Below are 21,422 nucleotides of genomic sequence, written 5' to 3'. Positions count from 1 at the left end.
CCCGTTAGCTTCCGGGCCCGCGAGGCAGACCCTTCCCCTATTCTCAACCCTGTCCTGCTCTGGTACCCTGATCAGGTATCATGGACCTCTCCCAAGCTACTCAACGCGTTGCCCGGCTGCGCGACGAGATTGCCCGGCATGACTATGCCTATTACGTGCTGGCCAGGCCGGCCATCTCCGACCGCGAATACGATCGACTGTTCGATGAATTGAAGTCGCTCGAAGCCAGGTATCCCCAACTGGCTTCGTCGGATTCGCCGACGCAGCGGGTTGGCGGACAACCCCTCGAAGGCTTTGCCCAGGTTACACACGCCGTGCCGATGCTCTCCGTGGATAACACCTACAACGAGGGCGAACTGCGCGAGTTCGACACCCGCGTGGCCAAGGGCCTCGGCGGTGATCGCTACGAGTACCTGGTCGATCCCAAGGTGGACGGCGTGGCCGTCGCCCTCCGGTACGAAGATGGCCGGCTGGTCGAGGCGGCCACGCGCGGCGACGGCCGTACGGGCGACGACATTACCCAGAACGTCCGCACCATCCGCTCCATACCACTGCGTCTGCGAACCGAGTCCGGCTCGCTCTTGGGCCGCCCGCCCAGACTGCTCGAAGTCCGCGGCGAGGTTTACTGGCCAACCAACGCGTTCAAGGCCTACAACGCGCGCCGCGAGACCGCCGGCGAGGAACCCTTCGCCAACCCGCGGAACGCCACCGCCGGCACACTCAAGCAGCTTGACCCGAAGATCGTTCGTGAACGCAAGCTCGCTTTTGTCGCCCACGGTTTCGGACGCGTGGAACCACCGGCCGCTCAGACCCACTTTGACCTGTTCCAGCAGTTCAAGACCTGGGGTATTCCAGTCAGCCCGTACATGCGGCGGGTCTCGTCGATCGAGGAACTCGTCGCCATGGTCCACGAGTGGGACCAGAAGCGGCACGACCTGGAGTATGCCACCGATGGGCTCGTGATCAAAGTCGATCGATTGGACCAGCGGGACACCCTGGGCTCGACGACCCGTTCGCCGCGCTGGTGCATCGCCTACAAGTTCGCCGCCGAACGGGTACGAACCAGGCTCCAGTCCGTCCGTTTCCAGGTCGGAAAGTTGGGCACAATTACACCCGTCGCCAACCTCGACCCCGTTCAACTCGCCGGGACGACAGTCAAGAGCGCCTCGCTGCACAACTTCGACCAGATCGAGCGCCTCGGCGTCAAGATCGGCGATCTGGTCTACGTCGAGAAGGCCGGGGAAATCATCCCCCAGGTCGTCGAGGTGGATGTGAGGGCCCGACCGGCCGATGCCAGGCCCATCAAGCCGCCGGGCAAGTGCCCGGAATGCGACGGGCCGACCATTCGCAACGAAGGCGGCGTCTTCCTTCGTTGCAGCAACCCCGCCTGTCCCGCCCAGATCAAGGAGCGGCTCCGCTACTTCTGCGGCCGCGACCAGATGGACATCGAGGGCGTCGGGACGGTTCTGGCCGAGCAACTCGTGGACAGCGGTCTGGTGCATCGATTCGCCGACCTGTACACGCTCAAGGACCGCAAGGACGAGTTGATCGGCCTGGAGCGCATGGGCCGCAAGAGCGCTGAGAATCTCCTGGAGGCCATCGAGAAGAGCAAGACCCACCCCCTCGCCCGGCTGCTGGCCGGACTGAACATCCCCCAGGTCGGCGTGAGCACCGCCGCCTTGCTGGCCAACCACTTCGGTTCCATGGACACGCTGCTGGCTGCCACCGAGGACGACCTGCAGAAGATCGAGGGCATCGGCCCGGAGATGGCCGGCAGCATCTACGGCTTCCTGCACTCGAAATCCGGTCGGGACACGATCGAAAGCCTGCGATCGGCCGGTGTCAAGATGACTCAGCCGAAGAAGCTGGTCCGCGACCCTCAGCCGTTCGCGGGCATGACCATCGTCGTGACCGGCACGATGGAAAGCTACAGCCGTAAGGAGATCCAGGACCTGATCGCCTCGTTGGGTGGCAAGGCGGCCGGCTCGGTGAGTTCGAAGACCACATTCGTCGTGGCCGGCGCGGACCCGGGCTCAAAGATCGAGAAGGCTCGCCAACTGGGCGTCGACATCATCGACGAGGGGGAGTTTCGCAGGAAGGCCGGGCAAACCTGAGCAGAGACAGACGCAGCGGGCCAATCGCCAGTCCGGGCTGAGAATCGCTTCACGCCATGGCCATTTCCGCCGCCGCCTCGGCGTGCAGAACAGTGGTGTCGAACAGGGGTAACGGGCAGTCCTTGTCCTTGATCAACAGGCCCAACTCCGTACAGCCGAGCATGATGCCCTGGGCTCCTTTGTCGGCCAAACTCTGGATGATGGCCTGCATCTTCGTCCGCGAGTCGTTCAGCACCCGCCCTTGGCAAAGTTCATCAAAAATGATGCCGTGTACGCGCTGTCGATCACTGCTCTCGGGGACGAGGACTTCCAGACCATGCAGGCGCGACAGTCGCTCGACGTAGAACTCCTCCTCCATCGTGAACTTCGTGGCCAGCAAGCCGATCTTTCGAATCCCTCTGGCCTTGGCCTCCCTGGCCGTCGGATCCGCGATGTGCAGCAGGGGAATGGCTACGGCCGCCTCCAAGGCCGGGGCCAGCTTGTGCATCGTGTTCGTGCAGATCACGATGAAGTCCGCTCCGGCTTTCTTGACCGCGTTGCCCGCTTCTATCATCCGGCTCGCGGCCTCGTCCCATGCCGCCTTGCGCTGCAGAGCGACGATCTCGGTGAAGTCAAAGGAGAACATGACGCACTGGGCCGAATGCAGACCGCCCAGACGCCGTCTCACCGCTTGATTCACAATGCGGTAGTACTCGACCGAGGATTCCCAACTCATGCCGCCAATCAGGCCGATCGTCTTCATGGTATCTGCTGACCCTTGCATCCCGCTCCGTGGTTGTCTCTGCGAAGACCGACCGTACAGGCTACTGCGCGGGCACGGTAGCAGGGGTGGCCGCTGGCGCAGAAGCCGGTGTGCCAGGAGCCGCTGGGGACGGCTCGGGCAGCGAGGGTACCGAGGCCGGTTGCGGAGCTGGCGGCTCCGCGGGGCGAGTAGCCACCAGCTCGAGTCGCGCCGTCCGGTCGGTGAGGCTCTCAAGCTGCTTCTTGGCTTCAGGCACGAACACATTCGGACCTGCGTCCAACACGGATTGGTACAGCTTCCGGGTCGTCTCCAGGCTGCCTTCACCCATCAGGAGAAGAGACTCCTCGATCGCGGCGAGGGTCATTCGGCTCCGGTGGGCAACCTCGGGTTGCGAAGCATAGCGGTCCAGGATCTGCGTGGCGGCGGTTTTGGCCTGCTTGAGCAGCGTCAGCCGCTTGGGTCGTTCGGTAATGGGGCTGGTATTCATGGCCTGGATGTAGGCGACGTCGACTTCCAGCTCCATCACGCGCGGCCCGAGCTCGCGGTCAGACTTGTGCCGCTCCGCCAGCGTGCGGACTTCGTTGATGAAGCTGTCTTGCTGGTCGGGCTTGTCGCCCAGGTACTGCTGGCTCTTGTCCCGCAAACTGTAGTAGTCGCTCCAGGCGCTCTGGCGAGCCGCCTGCCTGTTACTCTGAATCAGGAAACCAATGATCAGAATGGCGACGACCGCCACCGCTCCGCCGATCACGTAGTTGGCGTGGCGGGCCGCGGCATCGTAGATCTGCTGCAGGTAGATGCTGAGCTCGTTGGTTCTGAGTTCCTGTCGTCGTGCTTTCTTCATGGTACCGGTCGCCTGCTTGGCTGCTCCGTTGAACTCCGACTAAAGGGCATCACATACACTTGAACCGAAACCCGGCCGAACGAGCCGGGCCGGATGTCAATCGTCGCGGACTCGTCCTTGTTCTCAAACCGGAGGTTCATCGGTCCTTTGACGGTCATGCGACTCACGAGCGTCCAGCCGTGAAGTGGCATCTGCTCGACGTAGAAATCGCTCACCGCCCGAGCCTCAGCGGAGCCGGCGTACGTGTGCCGGGCCATCCGCATGCCGCCGGACGCCTGGTCATCGGAGAGCTTGTCCACCAGCTTGAATCCGGCCGGAAGAGGGATCCCCGCTAAGTAGGTCCTGCTCTGCGGGCTGAGACGCCGGCTCGGCTTGCCGATGTCCTGGCTCTCCAGGCAGCCGCTTGTAGCCAGCCCCGCCAGCAGCATGCCTGCTGCCGCCCACGAACTTCGGGCCAGTCTGCTCCGCCGATGAGTCCGTTCAGTGGTCAATCGAGGCACGTCCATGATGTCCTCTCCCACGCGGGCACCCCCGGCTGGCAATCCACCAGGATACCAACGGGGGTACGAATCACCTAGACTAGTCGAAAACGAATCCGCCAACAAGCATTCCCTGGGGAGAAAAGCCCTGTTGGACCACCGGCCGCCCTCGGTTATCATGATGCATCCTGAGCCGTTCCGCGCGCGAACGGCAGGCGATTCCGCCTGGATGCCGAGCGACTTGTGTGAGTGGTGTGTCTGGCCGGTCTGTCCCGTAGGATCGGTCCCGACGGGGTGAGAATCCCGGAAAGGCTGAGTCCTTTGGCTGCGAGCACGCTTGTGATTCCGTACACCGGCCGCACGCCGGTCGAGTGGCTTAAGACCTCTTCGGCCGCCTGGCGGCAGGCGGGAGTCAGCCGGGCTATTCTGGTCGGGCCCGCCGGCCACGACCGCTTGCCGGAAGATGGCGTTCGCTGGGTCCGGATCACGACTGGGCAACCCTTCAGCGGAGAGGTCTGGCGCGAGGTCCTCCTCGAGGCGGCCGGTGAGGTCCTGTTTTGTGTCAACGGCGACGCCGGTGTGGCTATCGGTGAATCGGGCCTCCACCGGCTGGCGAACGTCCTGGTGGAGACCGGCTCACCGTTCGTCTACTGCCACTACCTCGAGGATGCCGCCGAAGGCATAGTCGAGCACACCACCATCGACTACCAGCTCGGCAGCGTACGCGATGGCTTCGATTTCGGCCCCATGATCGCCCTCAGCCTGGATGCGATCCGGCTGGCCGAGCAGCGTTTCGGTCCCTTGAGCGACTCGAACTGCGGAGCACTCTACGATCTGCGGCTCCGTCTATCCGTCGCGGCCCTGCCCCTTCGTGTTCCCGAGTGCCTCTACACCTGTCGCCGCCTGGAACACCGGCCTACAGGCCAACAGCAGTTCGACTACGTCGATCCTCGCAACCGCGAGGCCCAGGAGCAGATGGAGCGGATCGTAACCGACCATCTCAAGAGAATCGGCGCCTGGCTCGAACCGCAGTTCGACCCCGTTCCCGCCTGCAGGGATGACTATCCCGTCCTGGCCAGCGTAGTCATCCCGGTCCGCAACCGTGAGAAGACGGTGGCCGACGCGGCCCGGTCGGCGCTGAGCCAGGCGACCCACTTCCCCTTCAACGTTATCGTGGTCGACAACCACTCGACGGACGGTACCACCCGAATCTTGGACGAGCTGGCGGCTTCGGATCCTCGCCTCGTGCACCTCGTGCCTCAGACAACGGATCTGCAGATCGGCGGCTGCTGGAATCTGGCCATCCAGGCAGCCCGGTGCGGTCGCTATGCGGTCCAGCTCGATTCCGACGACCTGTACTCGAGCCCGGGAACGTTGCAGATCGTGGTGGACAAGCTGCGCGAGGGACCCTACGCGATGGTCGTCGCCTCGTATCAGTTGGTGAACTTCCAACTTCAGGAAATCCCGCCCGGGCTGATCGATCACCGGGAATGGACCCGCGACAACGGTCGGAACAACTTGCTCCGCGTCAACGGATTGGGTGCTCCTCGGGCCTTCGATACCAGCGTCGCCCGGCGCTGCCCTTTCCCCAACGTCAGTTATGGCGAGGACTATGCCGCCGGCCTGAGGATTTCCCGCGAATACGACATCGGGCGAATCTTCGAGTCCGTCTACCTCTGTCGCCGCTGGGAAGGAAACACTGACGCCAATCTGCCACTGGCAACCAAGAATCGCCACGATACCTACAAGGACCGTATCCGCACGATGGAAATCCTGGCTCGCCAGCAGTTCGTGGCCAAAGGCAGGTTGAAGCCGTGAGTTGCAGCGGTGGCGGTGTCTCGGCGGGCAGCCTTGCCCAGCAGATGGACGCGCTCTGGCGACAACAGTCCGCCCGGTGGCCGATGATGAAGGCCGGCCTCGATGGCCTCAGGCAATCATCTTCCCGGTGGTTTGACATCAACGGTTCTCGGGTCCTGGGCCAGTGCAACCCTGCCCGGGTCAAGAGCGCCGGGGCCAAGGTCGACGCGGCTTCCCTGGCCGCACGTCCTTGTTTCCTCTGTGGCAACAACCGACCGGCTGAGCAGGAGTCGGTTCCCTATCGCGATGGCTGGGTGGTTCTCTGCAACCCCATGCCGATCTTCGACCCGCATTTTACCGTCGTGGCCGAGAACCACGTTCCCCAGCGGATCATCCCCGCGCTACCAACGATGCTCGGCCTGTCTCATGATACCGGGGGGCGGTTCACCGTCTTCTACAACGGGCCGCTGTGTGGTGCGTCTGCACCTGATCACTTGCACGTCCAAGCCTCACCCTTCGGCGCGTCCCCATTTGAGGCCGAACTGGCCGAGGAACTGAATCGAAAGGGGAACGACAGCGGCCAGAGTTGGATCGAGTGGCTGCGGAGTTCCCCGGTACGCCTGGGCGTCAGTCGTGCCGGTCGCCGCCCTGCGGTCTTCCTGATGGGGCAGGACGAAGCGTCCGTTCGGGCGGCCGTCAGACACGCCATCGAGGTCCTCGGCGAGGTTCATCCGGCCGGACCGGAACCGATGCTCAATCTGTTCGCCGCGTTCATCGAAGGGCGATGGTTGGTCTGGTTCTATCCTCGTCGAGCTCACCGGCCGTCCTGCTTCGGCCATGGTCCCGAGCAGTGCCTGATCAGCCCTGGCGCCGCCGACCTGGCCGGAGTCCTGATTCTCCCTCGTCCAGCTGACTTTGAACGAATGACCGCGGACAATGTCGCCAGTGTCTTCGGGGAGGTTCTTCTGACCCCGCAGGCCTTCGCTCGGCTGCGGGATCGACTGCGGGGGTGAAGTCGCCGAGAGGGCTGGACGCTGCTTCAGGAGAAAGGCGCTGAACTTGGGCCTGGCGATACGCCGCTGCGGTCCTGCTACGGTATCCGCTGGCCTCGCAGGACGAGTCCCACGACATCCGAGTACCGGTCGGTCCAGATCGGCAGCTTCGGATCCTCTTTCGCGGGTTGCCAGCGCTTGTCTGCCGCCAGAACGCCGAGGTCTTCCTCTCGCCGGGCCATCACCGCCACGTCGGCTGGGAAGTAGCCGCGTTTCTGGCCCTCCTCAATCTGGGTCAGCGTCCATTGTTCAGAACGCACACGGCAGACCAGTCCGGCGTCTTTCGCAAGATTCGCCAACAAGGGCGCCAGGTTCATGAACCGGTTGGTGATGTGAAAGGCGATGGCTCCGTGCGGATCCAGTTTCGCGAGGTAGACACGCAAGGCCTCGCGGGAAAGCATGTGGGTGGGAATCGCGTCCGAGCTATAGGCGTCCAGCAGGAGCAGGGCATAGGTGCCGTCGGCCACACCGGCGAGCTTGAGCCGCCCGTCGCCGAGGATGACGTGGAGATCACCACGGCAGGCAGACAAGTACGCGAAATACTTCGGGTTGCTCGCGATCCTGGCAACGCCGGGGTCGATCTCGTAGAAATCGATGCGTTGCCCCGCGCGCGTGTAGGCCGCCACTGCGCCGGCACCGAGTCCGACCGCTCCGATGCGCCTGCCCGGTTCGGATCCGACGATCCCGCTGAACAGGTCGGCGATCGGACCACCCCGGTGGTAGTAGGCCAAAGGCTCGGCGTCAAAGTCGGTGTCACGGAACTGGACTCCATGGAGTGTGGTGCCGTGGTAAAGCGCGTTCATGGCACCGGCGGCGGTCGTGCCGACCGGAACCTCGATCCTGGTGGTCAGCACCCGCTTCACACCGAAGAAGTTACGCTCGACGTGCAGCAGATCGCCCTCCTGCTGGCGTGCATAGAGCCCCATGGCCATAAGCGATGCCGCGTAAGTGAGGCAGAACCTCAGTGATCGCCGATGGAAGATCACTCCGCACAGCATGGTCACGGCGAATACGATGAGAAGTCCCAGAACGGAACTCCGGGCGTCCGTTTTGTCCACCGCGAGGGCGGCCCCACCGGCCAGAACAGCGACCGCACAGGGTAGCAGAAAGTCGAGCCATCGCTCCCGGGGAGTGGATGTGGCCGGTTTGGGCCGGAGAAGGCAGACCAGGCAGACCACCACGGGGTACTCGACGACCCGTGTGAAGATCAACGGAGCAAGCAGTGAGTTGAACACCCCGCCAAGTGCGCCACCAAGGCTGATCCAAAGGTAGTACTCGGTGAGGTGGCGCGGATCCGGGCGATTGCGGGCCAGACGCCCGTGGCAGATAACCCCTCCCAGGAAGAACATGATCAGGTGAGCACCCATGAACTGCCATTCCATCTCCGGGAACGGCACGGGCAGAAAGTAGAGTGGGGCAACCAGCAGGGCGATGAACGGGAACCACTTGGACGCCATCTCAACCGAGATCCTCTCCCGGCGCGCAAAGCAGAGGATGAAGGTCAGCAAGTAGGCTGCCAAAGGCAGGACCCACAGCAGGGGCATGGCCGCTACGTTCGTGGTGATGTGGGTCGTTACCCCAAGCATGAGGCTGGATGGCACGGCGGCCAGCACCACCCACCAAACCCGCCGTCTGGCGTCAACGACCGCCGTGAGTGCCTGGCCTGAGACCGGCTCGAGTTCCCGGTTTGTCGTGCTCTTGTACTGCCTCGACGGCGGGGTAACCACGCTTCCGCCGGCTCGCCGCCTTGACCGTCGACCGCCGTGCCGAGGCTCTCCCTCCCCCTCTGGGTTCGTGGGCCCTCGCCTCTCGAGGCCTCTCGTTATCCACACGGCCCCTCCGCAGACCACAATCAGGATGATCAGACCCACGTAGCCACAGGCCCAGACGCGAGCCTGGGTATCGAGATCGAGGAGCCGCTCCACAAGCAGGGGATAGGCCAGCAGGGCGGCCAGGCTGCCCGCGTTGCTGGCCGCGTAGAGGAAGTAGGGATCCTGTCTCCCAATACCCTCAACACCCTGCGCTTGCGCGAACCACTTCTGGAGAAGCGGGGCCGTGCCCGCAATCGCGAGGAACGGCAGCCCGACGGATAATGCGAGCCGACCCAGGAGCCAGAATACCGGGTTTTCCTGATCGACCGGCGTGTTTCCGGCGGCAAGGGTGATCGGCAGGGCCACCAGCCCAAGCAGGAGCAGACCGACGTGAACGCTCGCCTGTCCTCGGAGTCCAAACCGGCCGCCGATTCCATGCGCGTAGGCGTAGCCAGCCAGTAGGGCGGTTTGGAAGAACACCATGCAGGTGTTCCATACGGCCGGCGTTCCACCCAACGCGGGCAGAACCATCTTGCCAACCATCGGCTCCAGCGAGAAAAGCAGGGCGGCACTGGTGAATAGCGTGGCAGCGTAAAGCAGCGTCATGATGCGAAGATTAACCTAAGCGGAGTCGAACGTCAGCAGGAACAGGGCAGGGCAAGCTAAGACCCGATCATGCATGGACTTCCGGGACGTTCGGTTTCTGCACTCATGCCGCGTGCCCGTCCTACACACCAGGAAGCACGTTCGACGCGGAGCCGGTATCAGTGACCCTCGGGAGGACCGGCAGGGCTGAACGACGGGCAGGCGGCTTCCGCCGTCTCCACGGGCTCACGGCGTCGATGCGGGGACCACGATTGTCGGCCACCGGGGCATAGGGTAGAATGGACCAAGCGTGAAGGTCGGTCCACAGGTGATGGCCGGCCCTGGTTCCTGGCCCCGAGAGCCTCGATGCACCGCCTGTTCACCGCCGCCGTTTTCGTGCTTTGGCTCAGCGCGATGGCCGCCCTATTCGTTCGCGATGTCCTGCCTTCCTGGACCGCCCAGAACGCCCCTCCCCTCCGCCCAGACCTGATCGCCCCACTCGGTCTGCAGGAGCAGCAATACGGCATTTTCCTAGGCGACGGTACGCGGATTGGCACGGCATGGGGCAAGGTCGAGGCGAGCGCGACCACGACAACCGTGCAGGGAACGGTGTTCATCGAATGCCGGCCATTGGTCAACGGCATCCGGATCGAGACCAACAGCAAGTTCGACAGCAGCGGAACGCTCGAAGCATTCAACCTCTGGGTCTACGGCGTCCGGCTGCCAGGCGTGCGGAGAGGGCCAGGCATGCAGATCTGGGTTCACGGCGAGCGCCTCGGGATCTACTTCCCCTGCGAGCTGCACTTCGGCGCAATTCACAAAGAGGCGAACCTGGACGTCTCAGCCAGTCGGCTCATCGGCGATTCCCTTCGTCCGGTGGCTTATTTGCCGTCACTTTCCGTCGGCCAGTCCTGGCGCATGCAGATTCTTGACCCCCTGGCTGCAGCCTTGAGGGGTAAGACCCAGTTCAAGTCGATCATCGCCCGGGTGACGGGAACCGAAATCATCAGCGTACAGGATGGAGAGATCGAGTGCTTCGTCGTCGAGACGTCTCCGGACAAGACCAAAGCCTGGGTTGACAAACTCGGGTGCGTTCGCAAGCAGGAAGTGGAACTGCCCGGCCTTGGAGTGGTGCGAATCTGCGAGGAAGAGTATCGGGAGAACCTTCGATTGAAGGCGATCAGAGACGTTCCAGCCAGGAGCGACAATGACCGGTAAGACTGAGTGTGCCGCAACTGACGCCACGATTCGCCTGGAGAGCGTTCGCAAATGCTTCGGTGAGTTCACTGCTCTCGAGAACCTGACCTTGGAGGTTCAGGCAGGCGAGTTGTTCGCCTTCCTCGGGCCAAACGGGGCTGGCAAGACGACGACAATCAAGCTGATCGCCGGTCTGCTTACTCCGACGTCGGGCAGCGTGTTCGTCTGCGGGTATCCAATGGGTCGCGATGGCCGCCTGGCCAAGGCTCAGCTCGCCTATGTGCCCGACCAACCGTTCCTTTACGAGAAACTGACAGGCCGTGAGTTCCTGGATTTCGTGGGCCGGATGTATGGTCTGAGCCGCGAGACGTACACCCAACGTTCGGGCGAGTTGATCGAACGATTGGAGATGGCTGATTTCCTCGATCAGCTCACGGAGAGCTACTCGCACGGCATGAAGCAGCGAACGGTGATTGCCGCGGCCCTGCTGCATCAGCCTCGCGTGCTGGTGATCGACGAGCCGCTGGTAGGACTTGATCCCAAGACGGTGCGAACCGTCAAGGACCTGATGCGAGAGATGACCCAGGCCGGGCGGACGGTCTTCATGAGTACCCACACGCTGGAGGTGGCCGAGGCGGTGGCGGATCGGATCGGGATTATCCACCATGGCCGCGTCGTCGCCATGGGTACCTTGTCCGAGCTGCGCCCGCTGGGAGGTCGCAGCGAGACCCTGGAGAGCGTTTTCCTGAGATTGACCACCGAGGAGAGCGGCCCCGACCTTCGCGCCGTGTCTTGACTCCTGTAGCGAAACCATGACCCAGCCTCCCACGTTAGCTGATCCGATCGCTCCCGTAGGACGACCGCCGCGAAACGGGCTCCTTCTGCTGATCTGGTTGCGGTGGATGGTGCTCCGCAACTCAGCCTGGCAGGCCGCCCGTGAACGGCCCTTGCGGCTTCTGGGATCCGCATTCTCGATTCTGCTCATCTGGGCGGGGCTCTACGTGATGCTGGTCTGGACCCTCGCACAGGTCAAGCGCCAGGTTCTTGAGGGGATCGTGGCCACGCCCCTGATCTTCACGTTCTTCTTCCTCGCCCTGAGTGCCATGCTGGTTTTCTCGAACGCGATCCTATCCTACGGGGGCTTGTTCCGGCGGCCCGAGAGCACTTTCTTGATGACCACTCCGATCTCCACCTGCGACGTGGTGATCCTTCGCTTTCTGGAGAGCCTGGTTCTAGCCAGTTGGTCGCTCATCCTTTTGGGAATACCACTGATGATGGCGATCGCCACCGTGCGGCGGGAAGAATCACTGGCCTTCTATCCGCTGTTCCTGGGCTTGTTTCTCGCCTTCCTGCCCATCCCTGGGGCCTTTGGCCTGCTGATTGCCTGGCTGCTCGCACTGGTATGCCCAAAGACGCCTCGGCGCACGATGGTCCTTGTCGCGGCCCTGCTCTGTCTTCTCGGGGTCTGGTCTTTCCGCGACATTCTGCAGTCTCCGATCTCGGTGACTGACTGGCTGCAGCATTTCTACGATCGAATCGGCCTTATTCAGAACGCGATGCTGCCCCACAATTGGGTCTCCAAGGGCATCAATCATGCCATGCAGGGTCAGCCGGCGCCCGCGACATTCTACCTGTACGTCACCGCTGCCAATGCCCTCTTCGTCAGTCTCATCGCGGTGGTCCTGGTCTCAAAAGGCCTGCCCGCGGCATTCGCACGTGCCCAGATCTCTGGCGCCCGCAGCGTCCGACGCTCAGGTCGAGTCATCTCCCTGATCGCGGACGTCATCTTCGCCTACCTTCCCTGGCGGCAGAGGCTTCTGGCGGCCAAGGATCTCAAGAGCTTCGCCCGTGATCCCCTTCAGTGGACACAGATGGCGATTCTCATCGGCCTGCTTGGATTGTACGTTTCGAATGTGCAGCATCTCTGGACCGACTTGACCGAGCCCCGGCTGCAAGTCCTCATCGCGTTCCTGAATCTCACCGCCGTCTGTCTCATCCTGGCCACTTTCACCAGCCGGTTCGTGTTCCCCATCGTATCCCTCGAAACCCAGCAACTGTGGTTGTTGGGCCTCCTGCCTTTGCGACGGAGCGGCATGATCGTGGCCAAGTTCCTGTTCGCCGTGACGATCACGCTCGTTGTGGCCATGACGGTGATGGGCGTCTCGGTGTATCGTCTCGATCTGCCCCCCATCCTGGCAGTCGCTCACTTGCTTGCCAGCGCCGCCGTCTGTGTCGGCTTATGCGGCGTGAGTATTGGAATGGGGGCCCGAATGCCCGTCTTCCACGAACGCAACCCCGCTCGGATTGCGGGCGGCTTCGGCGGGACAGTCAGCCTGTTGCTGTCGATCGGACTGGTCGTGGCGTCGCTGGCGGCCATGGGGGTAATGAGTATCCGGGTTGACTGGGCTGCCTCCAGCGATGGACTGCCTCATTCCGTCGCAGCATGGCTTGCCGGTGTCGTTGGCCTCAACGTGTTCGCCGCTGCCGTGGCCATGCTTGTCGGCATCCGTCACATCAGCCGGCTGGAGTGCTGACCTTCTTTCCCAGGCTTGCCGGAAACACGGCCGGACAGCGGGCTGCGGCCATCAGGCTTGGCCGTTGGCCGGTGACGACACCCAGCGCACCGCAGCAAGCGGGTCAAGTTGTTCCTTAAGCGAAGATACCCGAGCCCCTTGGCTGGCTCGGCTATCATCCTTTCTGCAGAGAGCGCCGCAGCCTGCCGGCCCGCGGGGAAACGTCAGACTCGAGGAAAACGGCTCCTGCCGAACTGGGATCCATGTAGCCTCACGCCGATGTGGTAGACCCCGGGCTCAACCATCTGGCTCCAGCAGACCTCGGCCTTGCGGTCGACCATCCATTCGCAGTAGTTGTCGAGCTTGAAAACCAGTTCCAGCATCTGGCCAACTTCTGGTGCCTCGGATGACCTCACAATGAACCCCGCGCCGCTCTCACTGGCATCCCGGGCCCAGCCGATCCGGCCAGCGCCTTCCATGCCCCATCGAACCGGACAGTCGAAGCCCACCCTGGGATGAGCCCTTCGCTCGATACCGAAGGTCAAAGGTCCGACCGCCGCCGCCAGTCGTGACAATGATGGGCCGGAAGTCACCATGAATGCACCGTTTAGCCTTTCATGTGGATCGCGTGGCGCAGGGGCCCCGGTATTGTCCGCAGATGCCGGAGCGATCCCTGGAAAAAGACCGAGCCATACCTAGGTTGTCGGCAAGCCGTCTTCAATTCTTAAACGCCAGTTCCCGGGAATACGCCAAAGAGGATTCTCCTGTGGGGTCTTTTCAGCGTGAGATGCTCCCGAAGCTTGAGGCCGTTGCCCACGGGTGCCGCCCCACAGCTTTAGGAAAAAGCACGCGCTGCCGATTGTAGAATTGATCAGGGTCTTCGCCCCATGACGGAGGTAGCCCCTGATCTGCCGTGTCGCCAGACTAGCCGCACGCAAGCTCGATTCCTACCCTGCTATGGGTGAGTACCCGAATCGGAGAGGTTTAGTGATCGGGAAAACAATTCCGTTGCGACTTGCCAGGAGCCGTACGCGTCGGTTATGGTTCCGGTTGTACGCTCGGTCGCCTGGCGGCGAGGGGAGGGGTGCCTTTTGCGTCGGTTACGGCAAGGCTGGCAGGCGATAATGACCCCGATGGGTCAGCCGCAGCGTCTCGAACGCTGAGTTCAAGAGATGAGGGCTCTGTGATGGGCACTGCGAGTTCGAGCCGGATCTTTAAGCTGATCATTGTGCTTCTCGCTGTCGCGGTGGTCGGTGCAGGCTTGTTTGAGCTGCGCAAATACCGCAAGAGAGTAGCGGTGAGGAAGGCCCTGGCTGCGGGAGAGGCGGCGTACGAGGCCCGGGACTACACGAACGCGGCCACTGAGCTGGGTCGCTATGTGGCCGCGAACAACCAAGATGTTCCCATGCTCCTGAAGTACGCCAACGCCCAACTGAAACGCCGACCCCAGAGTCGAGGAGCCGTCACACAGGCCGTCGCCGCTCTGGACACGATTCTTCGGCTGCAGCCGGCACATGCGGAGGCGGCTGACCGGCTTGTTACCCTGTTCTTGGGGATGGGGGCGCCGGCCGAGGCTGAGCATGCGGCCGAGGCCTGGCACAGGGTTGCCCCGGATAGCCTGGCCGCGCAGAGGCTCCTGGCTCGTGCCTACTGGGCTAACGACAAGCGGGCGAAAGCGGCTGAGACACTCGACCGATTGATCAAGGCCCACCCGGAGGACTATGAGGCAGCAAGCCTGTCTGTCTCGTTCATTCTGGCTGGCCAGATCCCAGGCCCGGAGAGCGCCCCGGCCACCGGGACGGCTCCGGCCGACCAGGTTCCCTCTGTTTCGACCTCGACCCCGTTGGCGTCGGCCGACCAACTCGTCGCCACCTGGGATCGATGCATCGAGGTGCTCGATGAAGCCGTGGCCCGCAATCCCAAGGTTGCCGCTGCCCGAATTGTCCGGGCTTCGCATACCTACAGAATCGCCAGGATCTTCGCTGCCGCTGGAGAATCGCAACGCGCCCAGGAGAACCGGGAGCGCGTTCTGGAGGATCTTGCCGAGGCCGTCCGACTGGAGTCGACGAACTGGGAAGATGCGGTCCAGATCGCCCAACTATTCGTGGATATCGGTCGGCGAAACGAAGCCAACGCCCAGTTCGACCGGGCGGAGGCACTGGCCCCTACGGAGGTCGACGTCTATCTGGTTCGCTGTGCGCTGGCCATCGACCTGAACGAGGCCGAAGGTGGCGCGGCCGTGTTGGATCGGGCATTCAAGCTGCCGCTGGGTGACAGGCGATATGACCTGCTCGCTCCCGCAGTCGAACTGTACGCGATGGCGAACCGGCCGAAGGATGCTCGTGCCCGGCTGGATGAGGCCAGGAAACCAGACACCCCGGCGGAAGTGCTCCGTTACCTGGAAGGCGTGGTGGCGTTCGCCGACGGCAACGTGGCCGACGCCATGCCCAAGCTCGAAGAGGCCCTGAAACTGGCGGGTGCGAACCCGCGACTGGTCGGTGCCTATCTGTGGCTCGGACGCGCCTACGTCGCCAGCGGCAATCCTCGTAGGGCTATCTCGCCTCTCAAGGAGTACGTGCGTGGCGCGGTCCAGGTGGGACGTTCGCCCACAGCTGGCCAGATGGCCCTCTCCCAGGTCTACTCGGAGCTGGGGCGATGGGAGGATGCGATCAAGGCGTTCACCGAGGCTCGATCCAACCCGTATGCGGCCCGGTCGGCCACCCTGAGGTCCCTCCAGATGCAGAGCCTTCTTGCTCGGCCGGGTGGGGCCAAACCCGACGCCCGTAAGATCGAAACGCTCTACCGCGAGGTCAGAGAGCGGAGTGACGCGGTGCCCCAAGATGTGGCCCTGAAAGTCCAGTTGGCCCAACTGACGTACTTCCGAGGACAGCTGGAGGAAGCAGTCAAGATCCTCAAATCAACACGTGATGAGTCGCGCGAGACTGCTACCATCACCGCAGCCCTGGTCGGAATCCTCATCGACGCAGGCAAGCACAGAGAGGCTATCGAGGAGTGCACCGCGGCCATCTCCTCGGCCGACAAGACCCAGCTTCCCCTGTTTCAGGCCATGTTGGCTGAGGTGTACGCCCGGCAAGGTGATCAGGAGATGGCTCGCAAGACGTTCACCGCCGCCGCGGAGCAGGCAACCGGCTCGGGTCGGACCCTCATCCGAACCCAGCTGGCCGAGTGGTTGGTTCGACAGCAACACGTGGAGGAAGCTCGCGAGGTGCTCGCACGCGTCGTGGAGGAAGAACCGGGCAACGTGGCGATCCTGAACCGGCTTCTCGCTCTGAGACCGGACCCCGGGAAATTCTCAGCCCTGGTCGAGCAGTTGAAGAAGGCCGAAGGGGAATCCGGGCTCCATTGGCGCTACTGGCAGGCGGTGGGGTGGCTTCAGAGCGACGACTGGCAGAACCACCGCAGGGAGATCGAGGCCAATCTCAACGAGTGTCTGGCCAAGGACCCGGAGTTCAGCGAAGCCGCTCTGGCTCTTACCCAGCGATACGCGAAGGCTGGGGAATGGGAGCTCGCAATCGGCGTCTCCCGCAAAGCGTTTGCCCTCGATTCGCAGAACATCCAACTTGCCGTTGGGGTTCTGGAAGCTGCGGCGAAGTTGCGGCGGTGGAGCGAGGTCGATCAGGTCCTCGCGGCCTTGCCTGCAGAGGCCCTGAATCGTCCCGAAGTGCTGCAGTTCCGGGTTCAGCAAGCGTTTCAGCGAGGGGATGCCAGGGGAGCCGTGGCTCTGCTCGAAGAACAGGTTAAGGATGGCAGGGACTACGCGGCACGGCTGAACTTGGCCCGGGCACTCTCCACCTCGCCCGAAGGTGCCACCCGGGCTCGGCAGCTGTTGGCAGAAGCGGCCGCCATCAAGCCCGAAGCCCCCGAAGTGCTCGCTGCACGCGTCGAGTTCCACCTCGATCGCTCCGAGTTTAAGGAGGCACTCGACCTGTGCGGCGAGGCAATCGCCAGGAAGCCCTCGGCGGATGCCTACCAGTTGCGCGCTCGGGTTCACGAGGCTCAGCGAGACTTGGCCTCAGCCGCAGTCGATCTCCAGCAGGTTGCGAGCCTGGAGGGTAGGGCGGAGGAAGGGTATCTGGCAGTGGGGCGGATGTACTATCGCCAGAACCAGTTTCAGCAGGCCGTGGAAAGCTGGGAAGCGGGACTGAAACTGATGCCCAGGTCGTACCTTCTCCGCGGGGCTTTGGCCGAGGCTCGGGTGAGCTCAGGGGACAAGTCCGAGAAGGAGAAGGGGCGAATTCTCCTTGACGAGTTGCTCCGGGATCTGGAGCAGGGACTCAAGGAACGTCCCAAGGATGAACAGCTGCTGAATCTGAGGGACGAGCTGCTACTCACACGGGTCGAACTTCAGCTGACTTCACTTGATGAGACTCAGTTCAAAGTCCGGAAGCCGGAGGAGATCACAGCTTTCTTGCAGGAGTTGGAGGGAGTATGCGACCGGATCCTGGCCAGGAATCCGAAATCAAGCTTCGCCTACGCCTTGTTGGCGCAAACAGCCCTTGTCCAAGAAGAACAGGCCTTGAGGCGCGCGGACCGAACGGTAGCTCAGCGGCAACGGGCGAGGGGGTTGGACTACCTGGATCGTGGAGTGATCGCCAATCCCCAAGACCACAGGCTGCTGGTGAGGCAAGCTCAGTTGCTCCTCGAAACGAACCCGGATCGTGCCGTGGTCGCCGCCCGAAGCGCCCTTGAGCTACAGCCGGGCAGCGAGGCGACGGCAATTCTCTATGCCTCGAGCCTGGCGAGAGCCGGTCGAGCGAACGAGGCGATTGCCGCTCTCTCTGGCTTCCTGGAGCGATCCGAAGCCAGGGATGCCTTCAACGCACGACTGGCTCTGGCGGAGATGAGCAGTGCGGCGAAGGACTTCGTTCGGGCGGAGGCCCTGATCAAGCAGGCAGAGGCCATGGTGGCTGGGAACAAGGACCGCCAGGCAGCAGTGGATCTCGGCCGCTTGGGATGGCTGGCTTCCCAGCGCCAATGGGAGTCTTTCGTGGCCATGGCTCGTGAGTGTCTGGCCAAGAATGCCGGGGATGTGGTCTTGATGTCGAGAGTCGGGGCGACTCTGCTGGAATCAGGCGATCCCGCCTGGGCGAAAACCGGCGTCGAGTTCTTCGAAATGGTGACCCGGCAACGCCCCGACGACCCCTTGGCCTTCTCACAGCTCGGGATCGGATACTATCGGATTGGCCAGCTTCAAGAAGCCGCGGCGGCCTTCGAACAGGGCTTGAAGCTCGATCCAGGCCATCTACAGCTGACCAACGATCTCGCTTGGCTGATGTGCGAGGAGCAGAAGAAGCCGGAGGAGGCGGCCCGGCGGATCGCGAAGGCGATCGAGACCATCGAGAAGGGCAGCGGCGACCCGGTGGCAGGCAGCCTGTGGGATACCTGGGGCGTGATTCAGTATCGACTCGGGAAGTTGGACGGGTCGAAGCAAGCCCTGGAGAAGTGCCTGGCGCTCGGGGAGGGGCTGGCCGAATCTACGAGGCAGTCGGCTCGTTTCCATCTGGCGAGAACGCTGGCCACCAGCGATCGCGAGCGAAGCGCGCAGTTGCTCCGCGAACTTCTGGCTACTCCCAAGAAGGACCTGAGGCTCTCTGATGCCGAGTTGACCGAGGCCCAGGCCTTGCGCGATCAACTGAAGTGACCGCCCCATTGGACCTTCATGGCGGACGCCCGAATCTCGGCCGCAGGGGGTGTGGAAAAGCGGTCTTCTAGGACCTATAATGTGTTTTACCAATTGTAAGGCGAGCTTTGCGCGCTCGGTGCTCGGGTTGCGGGGCGTTCGGGCCGATGATGAGAGAATGAGGCGTCCGGCCGGTCCGCGGCGGGCGGACGCTGCGTGTCCCCTTGACGGGGTGGCTGCCGTGGTGCTGCCGCAGGGCCTCAAGACGCTGATTGGCTTGAGTGTTGCTTGGGGGCAAATGTGTCTGAACAAACGTCTCAGGGCATACAGCCGTACGTCGATGCTTCCGGGGGTGGTCCGCTCGGGATGCCGGAGGATGCGGTCCCGGCCGGCGGGGGGATCAAGGTTGGGCACTTGCTGGCCGCCTTGAAACGCCGGTGGCTGATTGTCGTGCTGGTCTGGCCGCTGCTGGCTGGGCCGGCCGCCGTGGCGATCTGGAAGTTCGTCAAGCCAAAGTACACCGCCACCGCCCAGGTTCAAGTCCAACCCAGCCTTCCCCGTATTCTCTATGCCGACGAACAGACCGAGATGATGCCTGCGTTCGACGGCTTCCTGAACACCCAGGCTCAGATCATGACCAGCGAGGGGGTCTTGCGGGAGGTTCTGAGCGAACCGCAAGTCAAGGCCCTGCCGCTGTTCCAGGCCGATGACCCCATGACCGAACTGCGCGAGGGTGTCCAGGCAGCCGTTGTTCCGAGGACCTACGTCGTGCAGTTGAACGTCACCCAGTCCGATCCCGCGGCGGCGAAGACGCTGGCCAGCGCCATCATGGACAGGTACCGCATCAAGGCCGGCGCCGCGGAGGACCAGCAACGCAAGACTCGTCGTGACAGACTGAACTCCAGGAAAGCCGAGCTGGAGTCCGAACTCAAGGCCGTGCAGAGCCTGATTCAGGAGTTGGCCAAGAAGCACCAGGCCTCCAGCCCGACCATGTTCGAAGTCATTCGCAAGAGTATGGTGGAGGGGAGTCTGCAGATCCAGCAGGAATGGAGCAGGGCTTCCTTGGATGTCGAGCAACTCCAGCTGCGACTCAACCAGTTGAAACAGGTCTCAGCGAGCGCGCCCGCCAGTGCCCCGGCATCGCTCATCGATATTCTGCCGGAGGAGAATCCAGCTGAACGCGTGGCTGCGATTGAACGCGATCCAATGGTGCAGGTGCTGCGCAGACGAATCGAATCCGCTTCTCTCAAGCTGGCCCAGCTCGTCTCGGTGATGACCGATGAAGCGAGAGAGGTTGCGCGGGCCAGAACCGAACTCGAGGATCTCAAGAAGGAACTTGACAAGGAGCTCGAGCGGGCATCCAGCGACCATGAGCGGAACCGTCTGGAGATGGCCGCCAGAATGAAAGATGTCGCCGTCGCCGCCCTTGAGCGCAAGCTGGCTCAGGCCAAAACGCTCCGTGATTTGCTCGAGGAAAGGGTGAAGACGGCCAACACGCAACAGCTCGAGGTCGGCCAGAATGACCAGGCCATCCAGCGGGAGAAGCTGAACCTTGACGAAGTCCAGAAACGGTATCAGGAAGTGACCGAGGAGATCACCAAGCTCGAGACGGAGAAGGATCGTCCGGGGCGAATTTCGGTCATCTCAGAAGCAGAAGTCCGCGAGGAGGGTATCCGAGACAACCGCACGAAGTTTATCCCCGCCGCGGTGGTCGGAGCCCTGTTCCTGGCGTGCGCATTGGCGTTCCTGCGCGACCGTCTCGATCCACGAATCCACACCCCGTACGAGGTCGAGGAAGGGACCGGCCTGAGGCTGCTGGGCGCGGTTCCGTCCGTTCATGAACTGAAGGCCGGGCGCGTCACTGAAGAGGACTTCGCTGAATCCTATCGCCTGGTCCGCGCCAATCTGGCCGGGCTCGGCGAGGATGGGTCACCGCCGAGGTCACTGCTGGTGACCAGCGCGCAGGCCTGCGAGGGCAAGACTAGCTTGGCCGTGAGCCTCGCGGCCAGCCTTGCAGAGAGCGGCTCTCGTGTCCTGCTGATCGACGGCGACATCCAGGCTCCGCAGATCGGCCAGGTACTGAATCTGGCGACTTCCCATACCCTGCGAGAGGTCTTGCTCCGGGAGCAGCCTCTAGCCAAGGCCGTGGTGCACTCTCGATTGCCGAACTTGGATGTCCTGGTGGCGGGCATCAACGGTCATAGCGCTCGAGGAGTGCTTGACAGCCGGTCGGCGAATCGTCTTCTCCGCGAGGCGGTGAAGGAGTACGATCATGTTGTGGTCGATTCGCCGCCCTCGCTGGGGGCCGCGGATGCCCTGGCCTGGGCGCAGGCCGTGGATGGCGTCATCCTCTCAACCTTTGCGAACTTCTCCAACTCGCGGGCGATGAAGATCGCCTGCCAGCGGCTCGGGATGGTCCAGGCTCGACTGTTGGGTGCGGTAGTCTGCAACACCTCGATTAAGGAGAGCTACTACTCCTACTCGTCGAGCAGCGTGCGCTCCACAACGAGTGGCACCAACGCCGCAGCCTTCAAACCCGGCGAACGTCGCACCCCGCCGTTTGTCCAATTGCCCGGCGTCACGGCCGCTGAATCGGCCAGCTCCGAACTCAGCAAGAGCACCTGAGTGATGCGTTGTGCCGATTCGACGC

The 21,422-nt window shown here is 63.0% G+C and carries 13 protein-coding genes; 8 read left to right on the top strand and 5 right to left on the bottom strand.

Going from position 1 to position 21,422, the window contains the following annotated elements; genetic code table 11:
- The first annotated feature begins 80 nt into the window (after positions 1-80).
- The gene (gene ligA, locus KA354_09615) at positions 81-2,114 is read left to right on the top strand and encodes an NAD-dependent DNA ligase LigA (GenBank protein ID MBP7934888.1); all 2,034 of its coding nucleotides are present in this window, start codon (positions 81-83) and stop codon (positions 2,112-2,114) included.
- 49 nt (positions 2,115-2,163) lie between these two features.
- Here the strand turns inward: ligA and KA354_09610 are convergent, their stop codons facing one another.
- From KA354_09610 to KA354_09600, 3 genes are all read right to left on the bottom strand, one after another.
- Positions 2,164-2,856, bottom strand: coding sequence for an aspartate/glutamate racemase family protein (locus KA354_09610; protein MBP7934887.1), 693 nt, complete (start codon positions 2,854-2,856; stop codon positions 2,164-2,166).
- Between the two features lie 61 nt (positions 2,857-2,917).
- Positions 2,918-3,697 (bottom strand): hypothetical protein, encoded by a 780-nt coding sequence (locus tag KA354_09605; protein ID MBP7934886.1) that lies wholly within the window; start codon positions 3,695-3,697, stop codon positions 2,918-2,920.
- Complete coding sequence (locus tag KA354_09600; GenBank protein MBP7934885.1) at positions 3,694-4,203, bottom strand: hypothetical protein; 510 nt, start codon at positions 4,201-4,203, stop codon at positions 3,694-3,696. Before KA354_09600 ends, KA354_09605 begins: the two co-directional genes overlap by 4 nt.
- Positions 4,204-4,497: 294 nt before the next feature.
- On the opposite strand from KA354_09600, the gene KA354_09595 reads away from it, so the two are divergent.
- The gene (locus KA354_09595) at positions 4,498-5,994 is read left to right on the top strand and encodes a glycosyltransferase family 2 protein (protein MBP7934884.1); all 1,497 of its coding nucleotides are present in this window, start codon (positions 4,498-4,500) and stop codon (positions 5,992-5,994) included.
- The gene (locus KA354_09590) at positions 5,991-6,986 is read left to right on the top strand and encodes a DUF4922 domain-containing protein (protein ID MBP7934883.1); all 996 of its coding nucleotides are present in this window, start codon (positions 5,991-5,993) and stop codon (positions 6,984-6,986) included. The genes KA354_09595 and KA354_09590 overlap by 4 nt, the downstream gene beginning before the upstream one ends.
- Before the next feature lie 77 nt (positions 6,987-7,063).
- Here KA354_09590 and KA354_09585 read toward each other — a convergent pair whose 3' ends face one another.
- The gene (locus KA354_09585) at positions 7,064-9,442 is read right to left on the bottom strand and encodes a hypothetical protein (GenBank protein MBP7934882.1); all 2,379 of its coding nucleotides are present in this window, start codon (positions 9,440-9,442) and stop codon (positions 7,064-7,066) included.
- Positions 9,443-9,787: 345 nt separating this feature from the next.
- On the opposite strand from KA354_09585, the gene KA354_09580 reads away from it, so the two are divergent.
- Genes KA354_09580 through KA354_09570 form a run of 3 tightly spaced genes read left to right on the top strand, consistent with a single transcriptional unit; the run spans position 9,788 to position 13,152 of the window.
- Positions 9,788-10,639 (top strand): hypothetical protein, encoded by an 852-nt coding sequence (locus tag KA354_09580; GenBank protein ID MBP7934881.1) that lies wholly within the window; start codon positions 9,788-9,790, stop codon positions 10,637-10,639.
- Positions 10,629-11,414 (top strand): ABC transporter ATP-binding protein, encoded by a 786-nt coding sequence (locus KA354_09575; protein MBP7934880.1) that lies wholly within the window; start codon positions 10,629-10,631, stop codon positions 11,412-11,414. Before KA354_09580 ends, KA354_09575 begins: the two co-directional genes overlap by 11 nt.
- 16 nt (positions 11,415-11,430) lie before the next feature.
- The gene (locus KA354_09570) at positions 11,431-13,152 is read left to right on the top strand and encodes a hypothetical protein (protein ID MBP7934879.1); all 1,722 of its coding nucleotides are present in this window, start codon (positions 11,431-11,433) and stop codon (positions 13,150-13,152) included.
- Between the two features lie 203 nt (positions 13,153-13,355).
- Here the strand turns inward: KA354_09570 and KA354_09565 are convergent, their stop codons facing one another.
- Positions 13,356-13,727, bottom strand: a complete 372-nt coding sequence (locus KA354_09565; protein ID MBP7934878.1) for a PilZ domain-containing protein — start codon at positions 13,725-13,727, stop codon at positions 13,356-13,358.
- A gap of 590 nt (positions 13,728-14,317) precedes the next feature.
- On the opposite strand from KA354_09565, the gene KA354_09560 reads away from it, so the two are divergent.
- Both KA354_09560 and KA354_09555 read left to right on the top strand, forming a co-directional pair.
- Entirely contained in the window at positions 14,318-18,793 is a 4,476-nt protein-coding gene (locus tag KA354_09560) for a tetratricopeptide repeat protein (GenBank protein MBP7934877.1), read from the top strand.
- Between the two features lie 345 nt (positions 18,794-19,138).
- A complete protein-coding gene (locus KA354_09555; GenBank protein MBP7934876.1) occupies positions 19,139-21,397 on the top strand; it encodes an AAA family ATPase in 2,259 nt (752 codons plus the stop codon).
- Positions 21,398-21,422: the final 25 nt, after the last annotated feature.

The sequence above is a fragment of the Phycisphaerae bacterium genome, from assembly GCA_018003015.1.
GTDB lineage: Bacteria > Planctomycetota > Phycisphaerae > UBA1845 > PWPN01 > JAGNEZ01.
This window is presented reverse-complemented; position numbering and strand designations above follow the sequence as displayed.